Annotated in this window: 20 protein-coding genes; 6 read left to right on the forward strand and 14 right to left on the reverse strand. The window is 52.3% G+C overall.

Going from position 1 to position 21398, the window contains the following annotated elements; genetic code table 11:
• Nucleotides 1-102: 102 nt before the first annotated feature.
• The gene (locus ACPUC7_RS07990) at nt 103-1002 is read right to left on the reverse strand and encodes a LysR substrate-binding domain-containing protein (protein WP_494922467.1); all 900 of its coding nucleotides are present in this window, start codon (nt 1000-1002) and stop codon (nt 103-105) included.
• A 99-nt stretch (nt 1003-1101) separates the two neighbouring features.
• Between ACPUC7_RS07990 and ACPUC7_RS07995 the strand changes: the two genes are divergently transcribed.
• Entirely contained in the window at nt 1102-1872 is a 771-nt protein-coding gene (locus tag ACPUC7_RS07995) for a 2OG-Fe(II) oxygenase (RefSeq protein ID WP_494922468.1), read from the forward strand.
• Between the two features lie 96 nt (nt 1873-1968).
• On the opposite strand, the gene ACPUC7_RS08000 is transcribed toward ACPUC7_RS07995, so the two are convergent.
• From ACPUC7_RS08000 to ACPUC7_RS08045, 10 genes are all read right to left on the reverse strand, one after another.
• Nucleotides 1969-3048, reverse strand: coding sequence for a DUF2817 domain-containing protein (locus ACPUC7_RS08000; protein ID WP_494922745.1), 1080 nt, complete (start codon nt 3046-3048; stop codon nt 1969-1971).
• Between the two features lie 114 nt (nt 3049-3162).
• Nucleotides 3163-3933, reverse strand: a complete 771-nt coding sequence (locus tag ACPUC7_RS08005) for an ABC transporter substrate-binding protein (RefSeq protein WP_343551029.1) — start codon at nt 3931-3933, stop codon at nt 3163-3165.
• A gap of 255 nt (nt 3934-4188) precedes the next feature.
• Nucleotides 4189-5046 carry a PfkB family carbohydrate kinase gene (locus ACPUC7_RS08010; protein WP_494922469.1) on the reverse strand — a complete coding sequence of 286 codons (858 nt, stop codon included), beginning with the start codon at nt 5044-5046 and terminating at the stop codon, nt 4189-4191.
• Nucleotides 5047-5049: 3 nt separating this feature from the next.
• Nucleotides 5050-5907, reverse strand: a complete 858-nt coding sequence (locus ACPUC7_RS08015) for a MurR/RpiR family transcriptional regulator (protein WP_343551027.1) — start codon at nt 5905-5907, stop codon at nt 5050-5052.
• A complete protein-coding gene (locus ACPUC7_RS08020) occupies nt 5907-6878 on the reverse strand; it encodes an ABC transporter permease (RefSeq protein ID WP_494922470.1) in 972 nt (323 codons plus the stop codon). The genes ACPUC7_RS08015 and ACPUC7_RS08020 overlap by 1 nt, the downstream gene beginning before the upstream one ends.
• 24 nt (nt 6879-6902) lie before the next feature.
• Nucleotides 6903-8405, reverse strand: a complete 1503-nt coding sequence (locus ACPUC7_RS08025; RefSeq protein ID WP_494922471.1) for a sugar ABC transporter ATP-binding protein — start codon at nt 8403-8405, stop codon at nt 6903-6905.
• A gap of 16 nt (nt 8406-8421) precedes the next feature.
• A complete protein-coding gene (locus ACPUC7_RS08030; RefSeq protein WP_343551024.1) occupies nt 8422-9462 on the reverse strand; it encodes a sugar ABC transporter substrate-binding protein in 1041 nt (346 codons plus the stop codon).
• A 50-nt stretch (nt 9463-9512) separates the two neighbouring features.
• Nucleotides 9513-10493 (reverse strand): TIM barrel protein, encoded by a 981-nt coding sequence (locus ACPUC7_RS08035; RefSeq protein WP_494922472.1) that lies wholly within the window; start codon nt 10491-10493, stop codon nt 9513-9515.
• A gap of 314 nt (nt 10494-10807) precedes the next feature.
• Entirely contained in the window at nt 10808-11287 is a 480-nt protein-coding gene (locus ACPUC7_RS08040) for an Hcp family type VI secretion system effector (protein WP_494922473.1), read from the reverse strand.
• A gap of 227 nt (nt 11288-11514) precedes the next feature.
• Nucleotides 11515-12207: a hypothetical protein gene (locus tag ACPUC7_RS08045; protein ID WP_494922474.1), complete on the reverse strand. Its 693-nt coding sequence runs from the start codon at nt 12205-12207 to the stop codon at nt 11515-11517.
• A 193-nt stretch (nt 12208-12400) separates the two neighbouring features.
• Here ACPUC7_RS08045 and ACPUC7_RS08050 point away from each other — a divergent pair, with 193 nt between their 5' ends.
• The 3 genes from ACPUC7_RS08050 to ACPUC7_RS08060 are packed head-to-tail and all read left to right on the forward strand — an operon-like array spanning nt 12401 to nt 15224.
• Complete coding sequence (locus ACPUC7_RS08050; protein ID WP_494922475.1) at nt 12401-13156, forward strand: alpha/beta hydrolase; 756 nt, start codon at nt 12401-12403, stop codon at nt 13154-13156.
• Between the two features lie 23 nt (nt 13157-13179).
• A complete protein-coding gene (locus ACPUC7_RS08055) occupies nt 13180-13854 on the forward strand; it encodes a heavy metal response regulator transcription factor (RefSeq protein WP_494922476.1) in 675 nt (224 codons plus the stop codon).
• Nucleotides 13851-15224: a heavy metal sensor histidine kinase gene (locus tag ACPUC7_RS08060; protein WP_494922477.1), complete on the forward strand. Its 1374-nt coding sequence runs from the start codon at nt 13851-13853 to the stop codon at nt 15222-15224. The genes ACPUC7_RS08055 and ACPUC7_RS08060 overlap by 4 nt, the downstream gene beginning before the upstream one ends.
• Before the next feature lie 37 nt (nt 15225-15261).
• Here ACPUC7_RS08060 and nfsB read toward each other — a convergent pair whose 3' ends face one another.
• Together nfsB and ACPUC7_RS08070 are read right to left on the reverse strand one after the other, a co-directional pair.
• Nucleotides 15262-15915 carry an oxygen-insensitive NAD(P)H nitroreductase gene (gene nfsB, locus ACPUC7_RS08065; RefSeq protein ID WP_494922478.1) on the reverse strand — a complete coding sequence of 218 codons (654 nt, stop codon included), beginning with the start codon at nt 15913-15915 and terminating at the stop codon, nt 15262-15264.
• Nucleotides 15916-15981: 66 nt separating this feature from the next.
• Nucleotides 15982-16983 carry a zinc-binding alcohol dehydrogenase family protein gene (locus ACPUC7_RS08070; protein WP_494922479.1) on the reverse strand — a complete coding sequence of 334 codons (1002 nt, stop codon included), beginning with the start codon at nt 16981-16983 and terminating at the stop codon, nt 15982-15984.
• A 142-nt stretch (nt 16984-17125) separates the two neighbouring features.
• Here ACPUC7_RS08070 and ACPUC7_RS08075 point away from each other — a divergent pair, with 142 nt between their 5' ends.
• Nucleotides 17126-18034, forward strand: a complete 909-nt coding sequence (locus ACPUC7_RS08075; RefSeq protein WP_494922480.1) for a LysR family transcriptional regulator — start codon at nt 17126-17128, stop codon at nt 18032-18034.
• A 79-nt stretch (nt 18035-18113) separates the two neighbouring features.
• Here the strand turns inward: ACPUC7_RS08075 and ACPUC7_RS08080 are convergent, their stop codons facing one another.
• Complete coding sequence (locus tag ACPUC7_RS08080; protein ID WP_494922481.1) at nt 18114-20009, reverse strand: acyltransferase family protein; 1896 nt, start codon at nt 20007-20009, stop codon at nt 18114-18116.
• 318 nt (nt 20010-20327) lie between these two features.
• Between ACPUC7_RS08080 and ACPUC7_RS08085 the strand changes: the two genes are divergently transcribed.
• Nucleotides 20328-21383, forward strand: coding sequence for a 2,3-butanediol dehydrogenase (locus ACPUC7_RS08085; RefSeq protein ID WP_494922482.1), 1056 nt, complete (start codon nt 20328-20330; stop codon nt 21381-21383).
• Nucleotides 21384-21398 lie beyond the last annotated feature (15 nt).

The following is a 21398-nucleotide window of genomic DNA, read 5'->3' on the forward strand; positions in this document are numbered from 1 at the left end:
TATCGCGCAATTTTGATATCGGTATCGCGGCAAGATTGCGCAATGAATTGCGCCGCTACAGATCGCACTCGTCAGCGGAGAGATGAGTTTATTAACCTTTATTTAACTCGACAACTCACTTAGCCAGTGAATTAAATTCTGGCTGCCAGGCTGGCTCAATGAACGCTGCGGCCAGGCGAGGAAATAGGGTTTGCTGAGCGGCAAGCTGAGCGCATCGACCACCACTAAATCACCGCGCGCCAATTCGTGCGCAATCAAGCGGCGCTGGCCCAGCAGCAAACCGGCGCCCGCCACGGCGGCATCAATCGCCAGTGAGGTGAGATTAAAACTGAACGACGGCTGTGCAGGCGGCTCGACCACACCTTTGACCTGAAACCAGCTGCGCCAATCCGGTAGGAAACGCCCTTCGTTGCCCCAATCGAGATGGATGAGTGGCGCTTGCTGCAACACCGTTTGTCCGGCATAACGCTGCAATAACGCGGGGCTGGCGACCGGCAGCACCTCATCGCGAAACAGCAACTGTTTGTCCAATTGCGGGTAGCGATCTTCACCGAAACACACCACGAAATCCGCAGGCGCGGCATTAAAATCCACCTGCGCGTGCGTGCCGTGCAACGATAAATCGATATCCGGGCAGCGCTCGCGCCACTGCGTGATGTTGGGCAACAGCCATTTTGAGGCCAACGCGGGCAGCGAATAAAGCGTCAGTTTTGGTGCAGCGGCGGCGTGACGCAGATTTTGCTGGCCAAGATGCAGAATGTCGAAAGCTTCGGTGACATAGCGTAGATACTCCTTGCCGATGTCGGTCAGCATCACGCCGCTTTGCGTGCGTACAAACAACGCGCTGCCGAGTTGTTCTTCCAACTGGCGAATCTGCTGGCTCACCGCAGCAGGCGTTAACGCCAACTGCGCAGCGGCTTTTGCCAAACTACCCAACTCCGCCGCCACTTTAAATGACTGGATGACGCTGATTTTTGGCAAACGCGAGGAAGGCGCGGGCATTAAGGTTTCCTTAGCAAGGTGGTAAAAATTTATCGTTACGCACTAACATATCAGCGAGTTACAGTCATTACACCTCTGCAAAATATGAGAACTGTAGCCATGTCTGCATTGATCCGTTTCGAACAGCATCCTTTGGCTGACGCCGATTGGCGCCGCGCCTGCCGCGAGCAACTGAATCAGCACGGCGCATTAGTATTGCGTCAATTCCTGCAGCCCGCCGCGCTGCAAGCGATTATTCGCGAAGGCGATGCGCAGCGCCATCTGGCGTATCACACCGCCAGCAAACACAATGTCTATTTGATGAAAAAGGATGAAGCGTTCGATGCCGATCATCCACGCAATCGTGATGTCATCAGCACCAAAGGTTGCATCACTGATGATGTAATTGCCGCCGATTCCCCACTGCGTCAGCTCTACAACGACGAATTATTTAAAAGCTTCTTGTGCGATGTGCTCGGTGAAGAGGCGCTTTATCCTTACGCCGATCCGCTCTCCTCAATCAATCTGCATTACGCGCCGGATGGCCAGGAGTTGGGCTGGCATTTTGATAACTCCTCTTTTGCCATCACTTTGCTGATACAAAAACCGCGCGCGGGCGGCGTTTTCCAATATGTGAAGGATCTGCGTAACGCCGATGCGGGCGAGATGAATTTCGCTGGCGTGGCAGCGGTGCTAGATCAGCGCCAGCCGGTAGAGGCGCTGGCGATTGATGCCGGAGATTTGGTGCTGTTTCGTGGCCGTAATTCGTTGCATCGCGTGACGCCAACTGAGGGCGATATCACCCGGATGTTGGCGGTGTTGGCCTACAACACCGAACCGGGTATTGCGCTCTCGGAAACTGCACGCATGACGTTTTATGGACGCTTGTAGTCGTCAATTATGTCGTAATGCTCGTACGTCACGCTTTTCGGTCACCATAAATGGCGACCCTACAAGAGTGAGGTGCGGTTTTCGTAAGGTCGCCATTTATGGTGACCTGTTTTCCAACAATGCCCGCCAGCCGCGCACGAAAATTTGCTGGGTACGAAACGCCACCAAGGCGCGCCAATCGGCGTCGGCGGGCCAAAATCCTTCCACCAACTGTTGCTTGATCGCCTGCCCCGCCTCACTCGCCGGATCGCCATACAGATGCAGCCAATGATCCTCGCGCACCCGGCGATGCATCTCTTCACCGGCATAAGTGCCGCACTCCACCACCAGCGGCAACAGTTGCGTGTTCGGCAGTGATGTGAGCAAAAACTGCGACACATAACCGGTGGCTGTCGCGGTTACGCCAGTTTCGCTATCGCGTCCTGCGCCGGTGAACAATAACGTCAGCCATTCGGCGTAAATGGCTTTGCCCCAGTTGTGCGCCGTAACGCGCTGCTCGGCAATCGACAGCAACATCGGATGTCCCCATGCGCCTGCGCCGGTATGCAGATCAAAGCTGATAATGCTTTTCGCCTGCGATAAGTGTTCGGCAATGATGCGTTGCAGAGTTTGATGTGACCAACTCGGCTGCTTTCCACCGTAAAAGAAACCATCCGCCGCGACATATTGTCCCGCTTCCACCACGCGTTTAACCGCCGGCCAACCGGCGCTATTCAGCGTTATGCTTAGCAAATCGTCGGCCTGCTGACGATCGCCGTGATACATCGCGTGCCATGCGGCGTAATCAGGATTAGCCGGTGTAGGTTGTGAGAAATCCACGAAGTTACGATTCAGGTCGATGTTGTCTTCATTGACGCGCCGCAAGTGCGCCGCGCCCCACGGATTGAGCAAGTGCAGCAGCACAATCGCGGTGTCATCGGGCAGCGCTGTGAGGTTGAACAGATCCAGCCAGGCAATTTGGCAATCAGAGCCGTAATAACCTTCCACGCCATGCGTGCCGGAGATCACCAGCATGATTTTTGCGGCGTTGGCATCGCCGATCACTGCGACATCGGTGAACAGCTCTTCGCCCTGCGGGCCAGGCAATGGGTGCGGATAAGAGGTTAATGCGCCATTCTGGCGGTGGACGGCGGCCAGGAAGCGCGCACGTTGCGTGGTGTAATGCGGTAAGTTGATCATGGTTGTTGTTCAGTGTTGGTGCGGTTTGCAGAACAGGTCGCCATTAATGGCGACCCTACAGGTTTTGTAGGGTGCGCATTTATACGCACCGTTTCAATGACAGCAGTAACCTTACGGATACACCTTGAATTTAAAATACTTTTTCGCCAATTGATCGTAGGTGCCGTTGCTGTGCAATTCCGCTAACGCGCTGTTGATCAATTTCAGATTGGCTTCATCATCTTTGCGCAGCGCGATTCCCACGCCATCGCCGAAGATCTGTTTATCCACTAAGGTCGCTTTGATAGTAAAACCTTTGCCTTCCGGCGATTGCAGGAAACCTTGCTCAGCCGATACCGCATTCGCCACGCTGGCGTCCAAACGGCCCGCCACTAAATCCGGATACACTTCCATCTGATTGGCATACGACACCACATTCACGCCATGTGTCGCCCATTTGGTTTTGGCGTAAGTTTCCTGAATGGTGCCCTGCGCTACGCCAATGGTTTTGCCGTGCAGCGTAGCGAGATCGTCAGTGAGTTTACTGTTGGCTGGCGTTAGCAGCGCACTTGGCGTGTTGTACAGCATGTCGCTGAATGCCACCTGCGCGCGACGTTTTTCGGTCATCGACATCGCCGACAAAATCGCGTCAAACTTCTTGGCTTGCAGTGCCGGAATGCTGCTATCAAAGCCCATTTGCACCCATTCACACTTCACTTTGGCTTGCGCGCAAATCGCGTTACCGATATCGATATCGAAGCCCTGCAAGGTGCCGTCGCTGGCTTTGGATTCAAACGGTGGGAAAGTGGGATCGACGCCAAAACGCAGGGTTTGTTCAGCCAACGCCACATGGCTAAAAGCGGTCAGTGACAGCAGTAACGCGAAGGACAGGTTTTTCTTCATTGTTATCTCCGGCAGGCAGTGAAATTCACAACAGCATGCAGAGTTAATAACATGGCGGATACAAAGCCACCACTAAAAAAGGGTTTTAGTGCAGAGGAATTTCTTATTAAACAGAAGGAGTTAAGCGATTTTAACTCCGGCAGTAAGAGAATCTTACGACGGCTAAGTATTTTCGGTCACCATAAATGGCGACCCTACAAATGATTAGCGCGATTTCCGTAGGGTCACCATTTATGGTGACCGTTAACTGAATACTTAAGTGGGGCGGGAAACGTGTGCCGCAGCAGCGTGATTGGCATGATTCGCTGCTTCAACCAGGCTGTAACCGGCCAGCAGCGATTGACTCAGCACGCCGACAAAGCAGTCGCCCGCGCCGTGCGTGCTCACCAGTTTGACCGGAATCGCCGCGATGCTGAACGCGTTGCCGCCCTGCTCGCACAGCGCCAATCCGTGTTCACCGGCGGTAACGATCACCTGCGGGAAACGCTGCGCCAACGCTTGTGCCGCTTCACAGGCCGAGGCCAAATCGTTGACCGCAATCTGGCACATATCGCGCGCTTCAACCGCATTAACGATCAGCAGTTGCACACATTCCGCCAGCCCAGGTTCGATATCTCGCGCCGGTGCCGCATTAATACACACCGCAATACCACGCTGTTTGGCCTGTTGCGCCAATTGCAAATTCACCCGCGGCGGCACTTCATTTTGCAGCACCAGCAAACCCGCATCGCGCCATACTTCTTCACCTACCGCCGCCGCATCAATGTGCAGATTGGCATTGGATACCACCACCGCGCCGTAATCACCTTCCGCATCACTGATCGCCACGCTCATGCCAGAAGGTTGACCGGCTAAAATCGCGACAGATGTGCTATCCACGCCCGCTTCACGCAGCGCAGTTAGCAAAAATTCGCCCTGCGCATCATCGCCAACCGCGCCGATAAAACTCACCGGCACGCCTGCACGCGCCGCAGCAACGGCTTGATTGCCACCTTTACCGCCAAATTTATAACTGCAACCGCTGCCCATCACCGTTTCGCCTTTTTCCGGGCGATGATGAGCCGCCAGCATAATGTCGTAATGCAAGCTGCCGGCAACAATGATTTTGTTCATGATTTAAAAATCCCGCAGATCCTGAACCGCTCGCTGGGTTTTCATCAAATTGGTTTCGGCCAGCTTTAAATCTTTTTTGGCAATCGCGACGAATAACGCATCGAGAATATTTAACTGCGCGATACGTGATGCGGCATTTTCGCCAAGCAGATGCGATCCCTGAGAAGTTGATGTAAGAACCACATGCGCATTACGCGCAATAGGCGACTCGGCATAATTGGTAATCGCAATGATTTTTGCGCCATTGCGTGCCGCTAGCTTAATAGGATCATTTACCGCACGCGTGGCACCGGAATGACTGATGGCAATAACCACATCATCATCAGACAAAACCGCTGCCGACATCAGCATAATATGGGCATCGTCATAGGCGGTGGATTTAATACCAATCTTCAGCAACTTGTGCGATAAATCACGCGCTACCGTCGCCGAGCCACCCACTGCATATAAATCAATATGACGTGCTTTAAATAATATTTCTGCTGCACGGTTAAACTGCGCAATATCCAGAATTGATAAGGTTTCTTCTATTGCCTGAATCGAGGTTCTGAATACTTTCGCCAGCAATTGTTCCGACGAATCATCCGGCTCAATTTCCGCATGCAAACCGGCCACTTCTGACTGATTATAATAAATCAATCCGGTACGAAAATTACGAAAGCCAGTGAAGTTAAGCTTTTTAGTAATTTTCACAATCATCGCTTGTGAAACGCCATTTTCTTCGGCGATTTCCTGCAACGATGTTTGTTCATTAATGTCGGTTCTGGCAATTATCGCTTCTGCTACGCGTCGTTCTAGCGGCGTCAGTTGCGGTAAGCGCATGCGAATTTGAGCGCCAATGGCTCGCGGATCTTGCTTCATTACCTGCCTCTTGTCGCCCGGTCAATCAACATCGCTATGATAATGATTAGGCCGGTAGCAAGCAATTGATAAAAAGCCTGAATATTTAGCAGAGTCAAGCCATTACGCAACGCACCGAGGATAATCGCACCGATCAACGTGCCGATGATGCTGCCTTTACCACCCATCAACGATGCGCCACCAATCGCCGCCGCCGCGATGGCATCCAATTCCCACAGATTACCGATAGTCGGTTCTGCCGCGCCTAAGCGCCCAATCAGGATTAAAGAAGCCAGTGACGCTAAGGTGCCAGAAATAATATACACCGTGACTTTGGTGCGTTTTACCGGCACACCGGCGACGCGTGCCGCTTCTTCATTGCCGCCGACTGCGAGAATATATTCGCCGAGCGGGGTTTTATTCATCACCACCCACAATAACAGTGCGATCACCGCCACAATAACAATCGGCGTCGGCACGCCAAATACGGCGCTATTAATAATGCTGCGAAATTCCATTGGAATACCAAACACCGGATTGCCGCCAGTAAAAATTAACGCAATGGCGCGGAATAATGATAATCCGCCCAGCGTCACGATAAACGGTTGTAATCCGGCATAAGCGATCAACGTGCCACTAAATACGCCGCATAGCGCGCCAATACCTAATGTTGCCATGATTGCCAGCGGCACCGGCACGCCCAACACCATCATGGTCGCGCCTAATACGGCGGAAAGCGCCGCGGTTGGCCCAACCGATAAATCAATACCGCCTGAAATAATCACCAACGTCATGCCTAATGCAATCAACGCATTAATCGATGACTGTTGCAGAATATTCAGTAAATTCGGTACGGTGAAAAATACCGGCGATAAGAATGAAAAAGTCACCACGATAATCACCAGCCCGATTAAGGTACCGGCATCACGCAGATTGAATTTCAACAGTGCCGACGTCGCAGCCGCAGGCTGAGTAGTTGTTTGCGTCATCATAATTTAGCCTTGATAGAGTAAGCGTTAAACGGCTTCTTTAAGATCATTAATAGCAAAGCGAGCTATATTCTCTTCAGTAATCTCTGAGCCCTGCAATTCTCGCGTTATTTTCCCTTCGCGCATCACTAATACCCGATCGGACACGCGCAATATCTCCGTCATTTCCGAAGAGACCACCACAATCGCTTTGCCTTGCTGCGCCAGTTTCTCAATCAGATTGTAGATTTCTGATTTGGCACCAATATCAATTCCCCGGGTTGGCTCATCAAATAAAAACACTTCCGCATCCGCCGCCACCCAGCGTCCAATAATCACCTTTTGCTGATTACCGCCGCTGAGCGTGCCGATTGGCTTTTCGATATTGAGCGGGCGCAGTTTTAAATCTGACATCACTTCCTGCGCCACTTCATCCAGCTTCGCTTTACGGATTACGCCGCCGAGCGTGAAGTTGCGCATCGAAGGCAACGCCATATTCATTTTCACTGCACGCGCCTTGATGATGCCCTCTTTCTTACGATCTTCAGGCACCAAACCAATGCCCGCTCGAATTGCCGCGCTGACATTGTGATTCTTCACCGCTTTGCCATTCACCCGCACTTCACCAGCGCTGCGTTTGTCGATGCCAGCGATCAGCTTCAGCAGTTCGGTACGTCCTGCACCCACTAATCCGGCAATGCCTAAAACTTCCCCGGCGCAGACGTTGAAACTGGCCGGTTTGATTTCATGGCCGCGCGCCACATTTTCCACCTGCAACACCTGACGATCGGTAGCCCACGAGTGGTGCTCCAGCTTCTCAATTTTACGGCCGACCATTTTGGCGACGATGCTCTCTTCAGTTTCGTCGCAGATGTTCACCACACCCACCTGGCGACCATCACGCATGATAGTGGCGCGATCGCAGACCTGGAAAATCTCGTTCATCTTGTGCGACACGTAAATCAGTGACACGCCGGTCGATTTGAGATCGCTGATCAACTCCGCCAGACGCTCAAACTCGCGCGGCGTCAGGCTGGAAGTCGGTTCATCCATCGCGATAATTTTGGCTTCATCCAGCAAGGCTCGGGCGATTTCCACAATTTGCTGTTGCGACACTTTGAGATTCTTAATCGGCTCAGCGGGATTAATGCTGGGATCGAGCTGCTTAAGAATGTGTACCGCACGCGCCAGTTGCGCCCGCTTATCGACAAACAAGCCGTTCATGGTGGTCAGCGGGCGGCCCAAAAACATATTCTGCGCTACGGAGAGCTCTGGAACATGCTGCAACTCCTGATGAATCATGGCGATACCAGCATGGCGCGCACTCAACGGGTTCTTCATCTGCACCAATTGGCCGTTGACCTGAATCTCACCGCTATCCGCCGGACGCACGCCCGAAAGGATGTTCAGCAGCGTGGATTTACCCGCGCCGTTTTCCCCAATCAGCGCGTGAACTTCACCGGGGCGCACCATAAAATCCACCTCTTGCAACGCTATCGCGCTGCCGTAGGTTTTCGTGATGCCACGCATCATTAAGCGATACTGTTCCATACGCTCTCCGCCTGTTTTATTGCTGAGCCAGCAACTGACGCAGCTTGTTGTTGTCTTTGGTTGAGAATGCATCGGCGTTGTCTTTGGTGATCAGCGCTTGCGGCGTTGCCACTACGCGCGACAGTTTCTGCCCGCCGATAATGCGCAGGATCACTTCAGTTGCCACTTCGCCGGTCAACACCGGGAAGCTATCCACCGTGCCGGTCAATTCGCCGCGTTTGATTGATGCGTAAGCATCTGAAATGCCATCAGTACCAAACACCGCGGTTTGCTTCGACTTGCTTTGCGCCGCAACCGCTTCCACCACGCCCAGCGCCATGGTGTCGTTGTTGGCGTAGAAACCAATCAAATCAGGATGTTGCTGTAAAATGGTCGATGCAGCGTTGAACGCCTGTTCGCGGCTCCAGTTGGCGGGTACGCTGGCAACGATGTTGAATTTGCCGTTGGCTTGCAGCGTCTCTTTGAATCCGGCGGTGCGTTGACCGGCGGCATACACACCTGGCTGGCCTTCGATCACCGCCACCTTTCCACCCTCCGGATGGTGCTGGATAAACCATTTCGCCACGCGCACGCCGTTATCTTTCTGCACGTTGCCGACGTAATACTGCGCGCTTGGCACTACCGCATCGTTGACGTTAACTACCGGAATGCCCTTGCTGCTGGCACTTTCCAGCGCCGGTTCCAGGTTGATATCGGTTTGCGGCGACACCAGCAAGCCGTTAAAACCTTGCGCAATCAGCGTTTCGGCAATCGACAACTGACCTAATTGATCATCTTCATTGGCTGCCGCTTGATACGCCACGGTGAAGCCATATTGTTTCGCGACGTTTTGGTAGCCTTCGCCGAGCGAACGCCAGTATTCGTTGGTCAGCGTTTTCGACACGCCGCCAATTTTCAGTTTGGCATCCACTTTCGGCATTGGGCCATATTTGCTTTCCAACTGCGTCCAATCGGTGCGATCGGGTTCAGAGTCAGATTTCAGCGGCGCTAAAGTGGCAGCGTATACGCTGGAGCACAGCAGCGCCGAGGTGAGAGCAGAGAGTAAGAGCTTTTTCATGGTGTTAACCTTTTTATAGTTTTAGCGAGAATTGCAGGGTTGGCTGGTGCTTAACGGGCCAGCATGATGTCATTGACAATTTGCTGCGATGCCACCGCATCCTGACGACTGATCGCTTCTTCCAGTGCCGGATTATTATTGAGTTTTTCGCATAATTTCAGCAGGCGCGTCACAGTGGCGATGTTAATTTCGGCTTCACGAATCGGATCAAGGCCGCTGGCATCCGGGAAGGTGTCAAAGTAGTAAGCGCCTTGATAACCATCGCGCTGCATCTGCCAGAGGAATTCCAGCGTGGCGCGTGGGTTGACGGAACCGGCCATCAGGCCATCGTCGCGTTTGCCCCAGCCATCATTCAGATCCAAACCAAGCAGACGCGAACGGCGCGCGACCATCGCGGCGGCAAAGGCCGGAATTTCGTTGGCAAACAGCACGTGCGCGAAATCCAAGGTGATGCCGAGGTTGGCGCAACCGGCCTCTTCCACCGCCAGCAAGCACGTGGTGGCATTGGGGAAGATGCTGTATGCGCGCGGTTCATTGGGTTTGTATTCAATGCTGACGTCGATATCTGGCGCATATTCCGCCACTTCACGCACTGCGCTGACTGCGTCTTCCCACATTTTTTTGTAATCGGCCTGGAAGCAGTAATCGAAACCATCCTGCCCCATCCACAACGTCATCAAGCTGGAACCAAATTCACGCCCGGCATCAATACCGCGTTTGGTCAGTTCGATCGCTTCACGACGAATCTTTGCATCCGGATTGGTGAAAGCCCCGATTTTGAATTGCGGCGCATCCCAACGCATCTGCATACCGTTCACGGCTAAACCCGCATCAGTAATCGTCTGACGCATGGTGCTGATATCGCTGGTAATATGCTGTGGATAGTTGAGATCCAGATGGGTTAACCCCTTTACTTTTCCGGCACGCGCAATCATTTGCAGCACAGAGGGTTTGCCCTGCAGATCAGGCCAATACAGGTGTGCCCCGGAGGCAAAAGAGTTCAAACGTGTAGCAAACTTGAGTTCGGACATGAGGAAGGATCCTTGGCAACGAGTTGTAATGTACTTTCCTTCTTCACGATTATTTGTGAAGTTATGGAATAAATTACATACGCCGCGAAGTTTGGCAAGTCGTCATGCGCAGCAACTGTTCAATTTGCGAGGATGTTCACGAAATTTGGGTGAGGTTTTGCATCCGTCAGAGGCCGGGATGTGCAATTAGAAGGTTTAAGAAGTTGAAAATCGAGGTGCGCATGCATACGCACCTGCTGCTGATGGGGTCAACATTTATGTGGAATCAATGTTCTTTTACGGACAGACTTTCGCGAAGTCGATGTTTACAAACGTCAGGCATAAGCACGATCATTCCATGTATCACGGTAAATAATATTGCCCTCTGTGTATTTCCAAGTGATCGCCTCATAACGCAATTCTAGAGTTTCCACATGAGTGCTGCTCATACCGTTGGGGGCAAGGTAAGGTGAAACCGTTGTGATTTTGATATTTTCCAGAATGATATTGAAATATTCAGATTCAATGCCAGATTCAAGTATTCGATACATCTTGATGATGGCTTTCTTTAATGTTCGTGCTTCACATACAGCACGATAAAGAATCGGCGTAGTTTGATCGAACTCTTTCACGATCACAATTGGCTGGTGAAGTCGTGTGGCGGTAAGTTTGCCCCTGTTAGGATCCACGGGGATGGTAACACCATGCGAATATGATTTTAACTCGATAGAACCTAAGCGAAGTGGCATTAAACAACTGCCTAAAATCGGTGAACCATTTTCGTCTTCAAGCCATAAATGTGCGGGAGTTGACATACAATTTCCTTATTATTTAACAAATTGAACAATCCATCTTCATTTTACATAACGGGCTACAATGACCAGCGAAAATATAAAAAAAACAGCTACAGGCCATATAGGGCTCCCTGGAAAAAAATGGGCCTGAAGTAGTGAAAATATAATGGTCATTATTGCGGGTCCGTATATCCAGATTAACGACCTGCCTAACGTCCGTAACGAGTCTTTTATAAATTTAATCATAGCTATCTAATTAGTCTGGTAATGATATTTGCTATATCTGAATCAGTTGCCCATTGTGCTTCCAAGGCTCCCGCGCGTTTCAGTACTGGCTCGATCAGGAAATATATCATTTCGAGATTTTGCATATATAACGCTGAATAATAAGCAGGATATTGAGTTTGCAGACGACGAGCACTATCAGCAGCCTTTTGGACAATGCCGTACAATGCAGCCGCGCCAACAATACCACCAGATATCCGGCCTGTCAGTGCACTGATTTCCATACTCAGGTTCAATCCTAAACGAACAGCGCTAGCAGCCGCCATTGCAAAACCTGCGTTAGTCAGTGAGCTAGCAGCGACATGGATATTTACGGACATAAGAAGTTGCTTGATATGATCTAACTGCTGCGATGTTTTAAATTTGAATAATTCTTCAAAATAGATTCTGAGCATCTCATAGCCAATATCTCCGTGCCGGAGAAGTCGGTAAACACCATCTCTGAAGCGAAGATCTTCATCTTTTTGACGCTGGCATACGTCATTATATTCATCAGTGAAACATGACGTGTAATATAAGGCCCGGGTAGCACCGGCTCCAATTGATTTGGCCTGTTCAGCAACCTGCTTTCCGACGGCGCTCACCGCACGATCAAACTTCATTGCGAGAATTTTATTGGCCTGAAGATAACTAATGACTTCACTGTTGTTATACATATCCGTTACGCACCCTATATCCTTATAGAAAGTGCGGGTGATGATAACGTTGATTCAAAGCCAGGACCAATAATTACGCGATGAAAATATCTATTTTAGGTCCGATGTCATTCTTTTGTCATAACTCACTCACCACGTTGTCAGCGCGCTTTTCATATCCTGTGGACGAACCTTTTCAATCAGGAGCACGAAAATGACATTGAAAAAACTCACGCTGACAGCGGGTATTTTGCTGGCGATGGCAGGCGGCGCGGCTCAGGCGCAAACCGTGAAGAATATTGTGTTGGTGCACGGCGCGTTTGTCGGCGGTGCCGGATGGCGTCCGGTGTACGATCGTCTGACGCATGATGGCTATAAAGTGACGCTGGTGCAGGAACCGCTAACCAGCTTCCCGGAAGATGTCACCGCCACGCGCCGCATCATCGATCAACAAGATGGCCCGGTGATTTTGGTCGGCCACAGCTACGGCGGCGCCATTATCAGTGAAGCGGGCAACGATAATAAAGTGGCGGGTTTGGTGTATATCGCCGCGCATGCGCTGGATAACGGCGAAACCGAAGCCAGCAACGGCAAGAAATTCCCCAACAGTGCGCATCCTTTTGCTAAATCGAGCGATGGCTATCTGACCATCGCGCCACAGTATTATCACAGCGATTTTGCCGCCGATTTGCCTGCCGCGCAGGCCGATTTTGAAGCGCACGCCCAGATGCCAACCAACGCCGCAGTGTTCACGGCGAATATTCTTGACCCAGCGTGGAAGACCAAGCCTAGCTGGTACATGGTGGCGAAAGCTGACAAAATCATCAGTCCTGATTTGGAACGCATGTACGCCAAACGCGCGCACAGCCACACGGTAGAAATTGCCGGTGCCAGCCATTCGGTGTATCAATCGCATCCTGATGATGTCGCGAAGTTGATTGAACAAGCCGCCCAACACGCTCAGCCATAAATAACCCTCCCGTGGAGATGCGCATGAAAATTTTGGTGATTGAAGATGAAGCCAAAGCGCGCGAGTACATGCGCAAAGGATTGGCCGAAGCGGGATTTATCGTCGATGTAGCGGAAAACGGTCAGGATGGCGTGTTCTATGCCCAGGAGCATCATTACGATCTGATTTTGCTCGACGTAATGATGCCCGGCATGGACGGCTGGCAAGTGATGGCGACGTTGGATAAACAGATCCACACGCCGGTGATCTTCCTTACCGCCAAAGGCACGCTGGAAGATCGCATTAAAGGGCTGGAGTTGGGCGCTGATGATTATCTGGTCAAGCCGTTCTCCTTTGCCGAATTGCTGGCGCGAGTGCGCACCCAGTTACGGCGCGGCAGCCAGCAAAAGCTGCCGGATGTGCTCACGCTCGCTGACTTGCAACTCGATATCCTGAAACGTCGCGTGGAACGCGGCGGTCAGCGCATCGATCTCACCAATAAAGAGTTCAATCTGTTGCTTCTGTTTATGCATCATCAAGGTGAAGTATTAACGCGCACGGTAATTGCTTCACGCGTATGGGATATGAATTTCGACAGCGACACCAACGTGGTGGATGTGGCGGTTAAACGTCTGCGGCATAAAATCGATGGCCCGTTTAGCCAGCCGCTGATTCATACCGTGCACGGTGTCGGTTATCGCTGCGAAGCGGAATCATGAAGCGCCATTCTCTCGCCAATCGCCTGTCGCTGCTGCTGAGCCTCGTGGTGATGGCGATTTTTTCCCTCAGCGGCATTGCGCTTTACCACTCCTTAGCTGCGCAAATTGGCGTGCGCGATGATGCGGCGTTATTGACGCGTATTGACCAAATCCGCACCTTGCTGCGTGATGAAGATGCCATCACGCTGATTCAGCAGAAACCGCGCTTGTTCGCTAACATGCTCGGCAATACCGAGTCGCTGCTGGTGTTGCGCTTTCCCGGCCAGCCGCCATTGATTGTGGTGAATCCCGGCCAGCGTCCCGTGCCCACGATTACCCCGGTTCCCGCCGATCAAGCTTTGGCGCTTTCGTCGGTGCATCATCAGGTTAGCGACGATGGCACGCCCTTTATCTCGGCGGCGGCGCTGACTTCCACGCGCGATGGCAGTGGCGAGATTGAGATCGTCACGGGCCGCTTGATGAGCGATCGCACACAAACGCTCAACAGTTATCGCAATCAAATCATTGTTGCTACCGCGTTGGCAGCGTTAATCGTAGCAGCAATCAGCATTGCTCTGGTGCGACGCAGTTTAGCGCCGGTGCGCCATCTGGCGGCAGAAGCGGATGCGATTGATGCGCGCCATCTTTCCCGTCGCATGCCCGATCCCACATTGACGGAGTTGCAGCCGCTGGTCGCGTCGTTTAATCAGATGCTCAGCCGTCTGGAACGCGGTTATCAGCAACTTAGCCAGGTTTCCGCCGATATGGCGCACGATCTGCGCACGCCAATCAATACGCTCATCGGACAAACTGAAGTCGCGCTCAGCCAAACGCGCAGCGTTGGCGATTATCAAGCGCTGCTCGGTTCCAATTATGAAGAGCTGGAACGGCTTGCCAAGATGATCGACAACATGCTGTTTCTGGCGAAAGCGGAAGATGCCAGCCAGCTGCTGAATTTGCAGCCCATCGATCTGACACGGCTTGGCGATAAATTACAGGACTATTTTGACGGCATGGCGGAAGAACAAGCGATGCAGATTGAAATGGCGCTGCACGGCGAACTTCACGCCGATGCGCAATTGCTGCAACGCGCGCTGGCCAATTTGATGGCGAACGCATTGCGTTACGGCGAACGCCATTCAACGGTGCGCATTTTCAATCAAGGCAATGCGTTGATGGTGGAAAATCACGGCCCGGCGATAAGTGCAGAGCAGCAGGCACGTATTTTTGATCGCTTCTGGCGCGCGGATACTGCACGTCAGCACAGCAGCAGCGGATTAGGTTTGTCGATTGTGCGCAGCATTATGCAATTACATCAGGGCAGTTGCAGCGTGCGCAGCGAAGATGGCGTGAACCGCTTTACGCTGCAATTTCCGGAGCAGGGTTCGTAAGGTCGCCATTCATGGCGACCAACAACGACTCGCGCAATTAAATAAAGGTAAAAATCTCTTCGCGCGGCAGGCGTGATTTTGGCAATTCGGCGTTGAAATCAGCCTCGCTGCGATAACCTAGCGACACCAGCACCACGCTGGTAAAGCCTTTTTCACGCAGGCCCAATGCTTTATCCAATGCGCTCTGATCGAAGCCTTCCATCGGCGTAGCATCAATGCCCAACATCGCGGCACCTAGCAACAATCCACCCAGCGCCAGATAAACCTGCTTTTCCATCCACTGTGGAATATCGCGCGATTCATAACGATGCATATCCACGTAGCTGCGACGCACCGTATCGGTCCCGGCTTTGCTTTCTGGCTTCGCGTAGCGGCCATCTGCATCTTCCTGATCCAGCACATTATTTAAATGCGCATCATCAATGTCGGTGCGCATACATAAGGCGATAACATGCGACGCGTTCAGCACTTTTGGGCTGTTATAAGCAAATGCGCCATCAGTGGATTGCGCGATTTGCTCACGACCGGCGGCGGTGGATGCCACCACAAAATGCCACGGCTGTGAATTCACCGAGGACGGGCTGTTTCGCAGCACGTTGAGCAAGGTTTCAATCTCTTCCTGCGGCAAGCTTTTGCCCTGTTCAAAGGCTTTTACGGTATGGCGGCGTGCGACTGCATCGTTCAGTGTCATGACATATCCTTAATCTAATAAAATTAATACGTTTTCTCGGTCACCATAAATGGCGACCTGACAGAATCAAAACCCGCTCAACACAATCTTTCCGCGGGCGCGTCCGCTCTCGATCAACGCATGCGCTTTACGCAAATTGGCGGCGTTAATAGTGCCGTGATGCTCGCCAGCGGTGGTTTGCAACGTTTTATTATCAATTAGTTGGCTCACGCGTTGCAGGATATCATGCTGACGTTGCATATCTGCGGTGTGGAATAACGAACGCGTGAACATCAATTCCCAATGCAGGGAAATCGCTTTACGCTTCAGCGGCACCGCATCCAGCGTTCGCGGATCGTCGATCAACGCCAGTTTGCCTTGCGGGGCTATCACATCAATCAGCTGATCGTAATAGCTGTCGGTGTGCGTTAGCGAAGCGACGTAGCGCACTTCTTTATGTCCAATTCCTGCCAACTGTTCTGCCAGTGATTGAGAATGATCAATCACATGATGCGCACCGAGCGAACGCACCCAATCCGCCGTTTCCGGGCGTGATGCGGTACCAATCACTGTTAACTTGGTCAACTTGCTGGCGAGCTGCGTCAGGATCGAGCCCACACCGCCGCCTGCACCGATAATCAGCAGCGCGGAGTTGTCATCGGCCTGCACTTCCAGACGATCAAACAGTAATTCCCACGCGGTTAATGAAGTCAGTGGTAGCGCAGCAGCATCGGCGTCGTTAAGCGATTGTGGCTTATGCCCGGCAATGCGCTCGTCCACCAAACCGTATTCGGCATAGCTGCCCGCGCGGGTGATATCACCGGCGTAAAACACCTCATCGCCCACCTTGAACAAACTGACGTCCGCGCCCACCGCTTCCACCACACCAACCGCATCCCAACCCAGAATGCGCGGTTTGTCGGTTGGCGCACCGGCACGCACTTTGGTATCCACCGGATTCACCGCAATGGCGTGAATTTTTACCAGCAGATCACGTGCTCCAGGCGTGGGTTTCGCCACATCAAGTTCATACAGCGCCTTTTCATCAGAAATCGGTAAACCGTTTTGGCTATAAACGATGGCTTTCATTCGGCAATTCCTTATTGGTGAGCAGTTTTGGTCAGTGACATTGAGCATAGCGAGCCAGCGTGCGATGAAAAATGCCGGTTGCAGAGCAACACTTTCACTTTTAGAGTGAAAATCCCTGAGCACTATTACGGTTAAAAAGAAGATGGTTCGACTGGAAGACGTCACGCTGTTTGTGCGCTCGGCGGCACTTGGTAGCTTTTCGCGCGCGGCACGTGAGGTAAATTTGCTGCCCGGCCAGGTCAGCGCGGCGATTCAGCGGCTCGAGCGCGAACTGGATCGACGCCTGTTTGCCCGCTCCACCCGCAGCCTGCGTCTAACCGCTGAAGGTGAAAAGTATCTGCCGTATGCACAAGAGATGCTGGCGCTGATGCATGCCGGTGCCGACAGTTTGCAAAGCGATGAAGATGCGCTGAGCGGTGAACTGAAAATCGCGCTGCCTTCGGATATTGGCCGCAATATCCTGCTGCCGCTGATCACTGACTTCTGCCGCGAGCATCCGGCATTGTCTGTGCGTCTCGCCTTTTCTGATCAGATCAGTGATGTATTCCGCGATCCGGTGGATATCGCGATTCGCTACGGAAAATTAGAAGACAGCAGTTACGTCGCGCTGCCGCTGGCCGAAGACAATCGCCGCGTGATGGTGGCGTCACCGGAATATCTGGAGCGTTTTGGTCGTCCGCAGCATCTCGAAGAGATCGCCCAGCATCACCACTGTTTGCTGTTCATTATGGGCGGCCACGTTTACGACAAATGGACGTTTCCGCAAGATGGCATGCGCCGACAGATCACCGTGAAAAGTCGCATGCTCTGTGATGACGCGGAAGTGGCGCGCCGTTGGTCGATGGCTGGCATGGGCATCGCTTATAAATCGTGGATTGATGTGTGTGACGATGTGCAGGCGGGACGGCTGGAAATCGTGCTGCCGCACCTACCCGGCGAAAGCACGCCGCTGCACCTGATCTGCCCACACCGCAAACAGTTCTCACCCGCCATCCGCGCGCTGCATGCATTATTGCGCGGGCATTTGCGGGCTTTGACGGCGCAGCTTTGATGCAACGTTTGTAGGGTCGCCATTTATGGTGACCTGGGATCCAACTTCAGCCACCGAAGGTATAAACAAACATCTAAGCCTATGTTCGATTAATCGATCGCCACATACCAGAGAACACATTGCTCAGCGCTTTATTGCCGATTTCTGATAAATGGTTGTCGTCACGATACAGCGGCACATTGTCTTTCGCACCGTAACAGAATTGCTGATCGCACAACGCTTGTGCGGCATCAAGCAGCGTGACGTTCGGCGTTTGCGCCACAATCTGGTTTAGCATCGCCAATGCATCGCGATTGCGCGCATCGTAATCTGCGCGCGGCAAGGTCATCGCCAACGCATTGCCGCGCATCGCGTTACGTGACATGCGATAAATCACGTCGTAACCAAATTCTGGCACCGGCGTCATAATGAACACTTTGCGATGCAGCGCGAGCTGCTGCACCGCCGCGGCAAAATGTTTCTGATAAGCCGCCAGCGAACTGCCATCCTGCGCAAACGAATATTCCGGTCTACCCACGCTGCCCTGCTCGCCGTGCAGGTAAAGCGAGAAGCGGTTGATAATCAGCACCGACGCGTTGGGATATTTCTGCTCAACCAGCGCAAACGCATTTTTCACGAAGGCGCCGCATCCCGGGCGGGTTCGACGATTGATGTCGGGAATAGTTGGGCAACTCGATTGGGCGATAAACACCACGGAATCAGATTGTTGATCAGCGGTGGCGATCACCGACGATAACAGCGCGTTCGCATGGCTGTCGCCCAGCACCACCAAATTGACGTGTTCCGCGCGGCCAAATACACATTGCGGTGATTGAATGCCATCCAGCGTGAAACAACCGCGTGCTGCGTTAAAGCGTTGTTGTGCATAGTGATTGATGCTGGCAACCACTTCTGGTGCGCGTGCTGGAAAACCATCTTTAGCCATCACCAGCAGTCCAACACACAGCACTAATGCCGGTTGACCTAATGCTGTTGCGGTTCGTGCACTGAGCCAACTGCGCTGACTTTCGACCAGGCTAAAGGAAGCCCAACCGGCGAAAATCGACAACGCGACAAGCACAATTTGCGATGCCATATCGACTGGCAAATCCGCCAGATGCCAGTACACCCATAATGGCCAATGCCAGAGATAAATCGAATACGACCATTTACCGAGGGCTTGCGCGACGCGATGGTTAAACAACACGCTGTTGCTGCCACCAGCATGGATAATCAACGCGGTCAATGCCACCGGAATCAACGTCATCATGCCCGGCCACATCATGTCGGAATCGATGTAAAACACGCTGAGAACCAAACCGATAACAGCCACAATTGGCACCCAAGATTGGCCACTCAATCCGCTTTTCGGAGCAAGGAAAAGCAAACCGCCAACCAGCATTTCCCACGCTCGGGTTGGCAGCATAAAGTACGCGGCGCTAGCGCTGAAATGAGCCACGACCAACGCCAGCGCAAAGGACAGCAACGCGCCAACACCCATTACCCAGGCAAAGCGGCGACGCAAGAAGCGCGCGGTGAACATCAATACCAGCGGCAATAGCAGATAAAATTGCCACTCCACGCTCAACGACCAGGTATGCAGCAGCCATTTATAGACGGAACCCGCTTCAAAATAACCCGCTTCTTTGAAATAGACGATATTGGAGGTAAACGTCAGGCTGGCAACAATATGACTGGCTAAGGTTTTATATTCTTCCGGCGGAATGAAGAAATAACCCAGCAATAATAACGCTGCACACATTACGGCTAACGCGGGAATAATGCGGCGGCAACGCGCTGCATAAAAGGTTAATAAAGAGAAGGTGCTATTTTTCAGCCCGGTTAAAATAACGCCGGTCATCAGAAAACCAGAAATAACAAAGAATACGTCAACACCAATAAATCCACCGCTGACGCCAACCGCACCGACGTGATATAGCACCACCAAAATAACGGCGTAGGCGCGCAGGCCGTTTATATCAGCACGGAATTTCATCTCATTGTGTCCACTCGCGGGATATGTGTCTGAATGTAAGGATTGTGCCAAAGCGAAGCAATATGCAGGCGAATAATCAGAGTAATTGCAGCGCGCAACCATATTAAGACCAGGGTGTAACAGTGTGACAATTGCAGGTGTTACACCTGTAACGCTGTTACATCAGCATCGCTGATGCGGTTAACCTCAACGCATTGTTTTTATTCAAATTATATCGAAGGTAAATGTTGGCACGCTTCTCGCAACCTCCGCATTGAGATTCTGCACCGGCCTCTATCGGCAATGGACAGAAATACAGCCAACCTCAAGGAGAAAATAATGAAAGCGGCACGTTGGTATAAAGCACGCGATATTCGCGTCGATGAGATTGAAGAACCGCAGGTTTCAGCCGGTAAAGTTAAAATTAAAGTGGCGTGGACCGGTATTTGCGGCAGCGACTTGCATGAATATTTGGCTGGACCGATCTTTGTTCCGGTTGAACAACCGCACAAAATCAGCCACGACATCGCGCCGATTGTCATGGGACACGAATTTTCCGGCGAAGTTGTTGAAGTCGGTGCAGGTGTAACCCGCGTGAAAGCCGGCGATCGCGTGGTCGTCGAACCGATTCTTTCCTGTGGCGCATGTGAAGCCTGCCGTGAAGGCAAATATAACCTGTGCGGCGATCTTGGCTTCCACGGTTTATCCGGCGGCGGCGGCGGTTTCTCCAGCTTCACCGTGGTCGCGGAACACATGGTGCATCGCATGCCTGATGCGCTCTCTTATGAACAAGGCGCATTGGTTGAACCCGCCGCCGTGGCGCTGCATGCGGTGCGCATGAGCAAACTCAAAGCCGGTGATAAAGCTGCGGTGTTTGGCGCAGGTCCCATTGGTTTGCTGGTGATCGAAGCGTTGCGCGCCGCCGGTGCCGCTGAGATTTACGTGGTAGAGTTGTCGCCGCAACGTGGCGCGAAAGCGCGTGAACTGGGCGCCAACGTGGTGATCGATCCGAGCAAAGAGGATGCGGTGGCGAAAATCCGCAATCTCAGCAATGGCGGCGTCGATGTGGCGTTTGAAGTCACCGGCGTGCCGGTAGTATTGAAACAATGCATTGATAGCACCCGCTATGAAGGCGAAACCATTATTGTTTCAATTTGGGAAGGTGAAGCCTCGTTCCATCCAAATAAAGTGGTGCTGGCCGAACGCAATGTAAAAGGCATTATTGCCTATCGTCATATTTTCCCGGCAGTAATGGAATTGATGGTTCAGGGTTATTTCCAGGCAGATAAGCTGGTGACTAAGCGTATTGAACTTGATGATTTAGTCGAGCAAGGTTTTGAAGCGCTGGTGAAAGAGAAGCAGCAGGTGAAAATTCTGGTGCGTCCACCACAATAATTGCATAAATTCATG

This window comes from Pantoea sp. CFCC18179 (assembly GCF_059412405.1).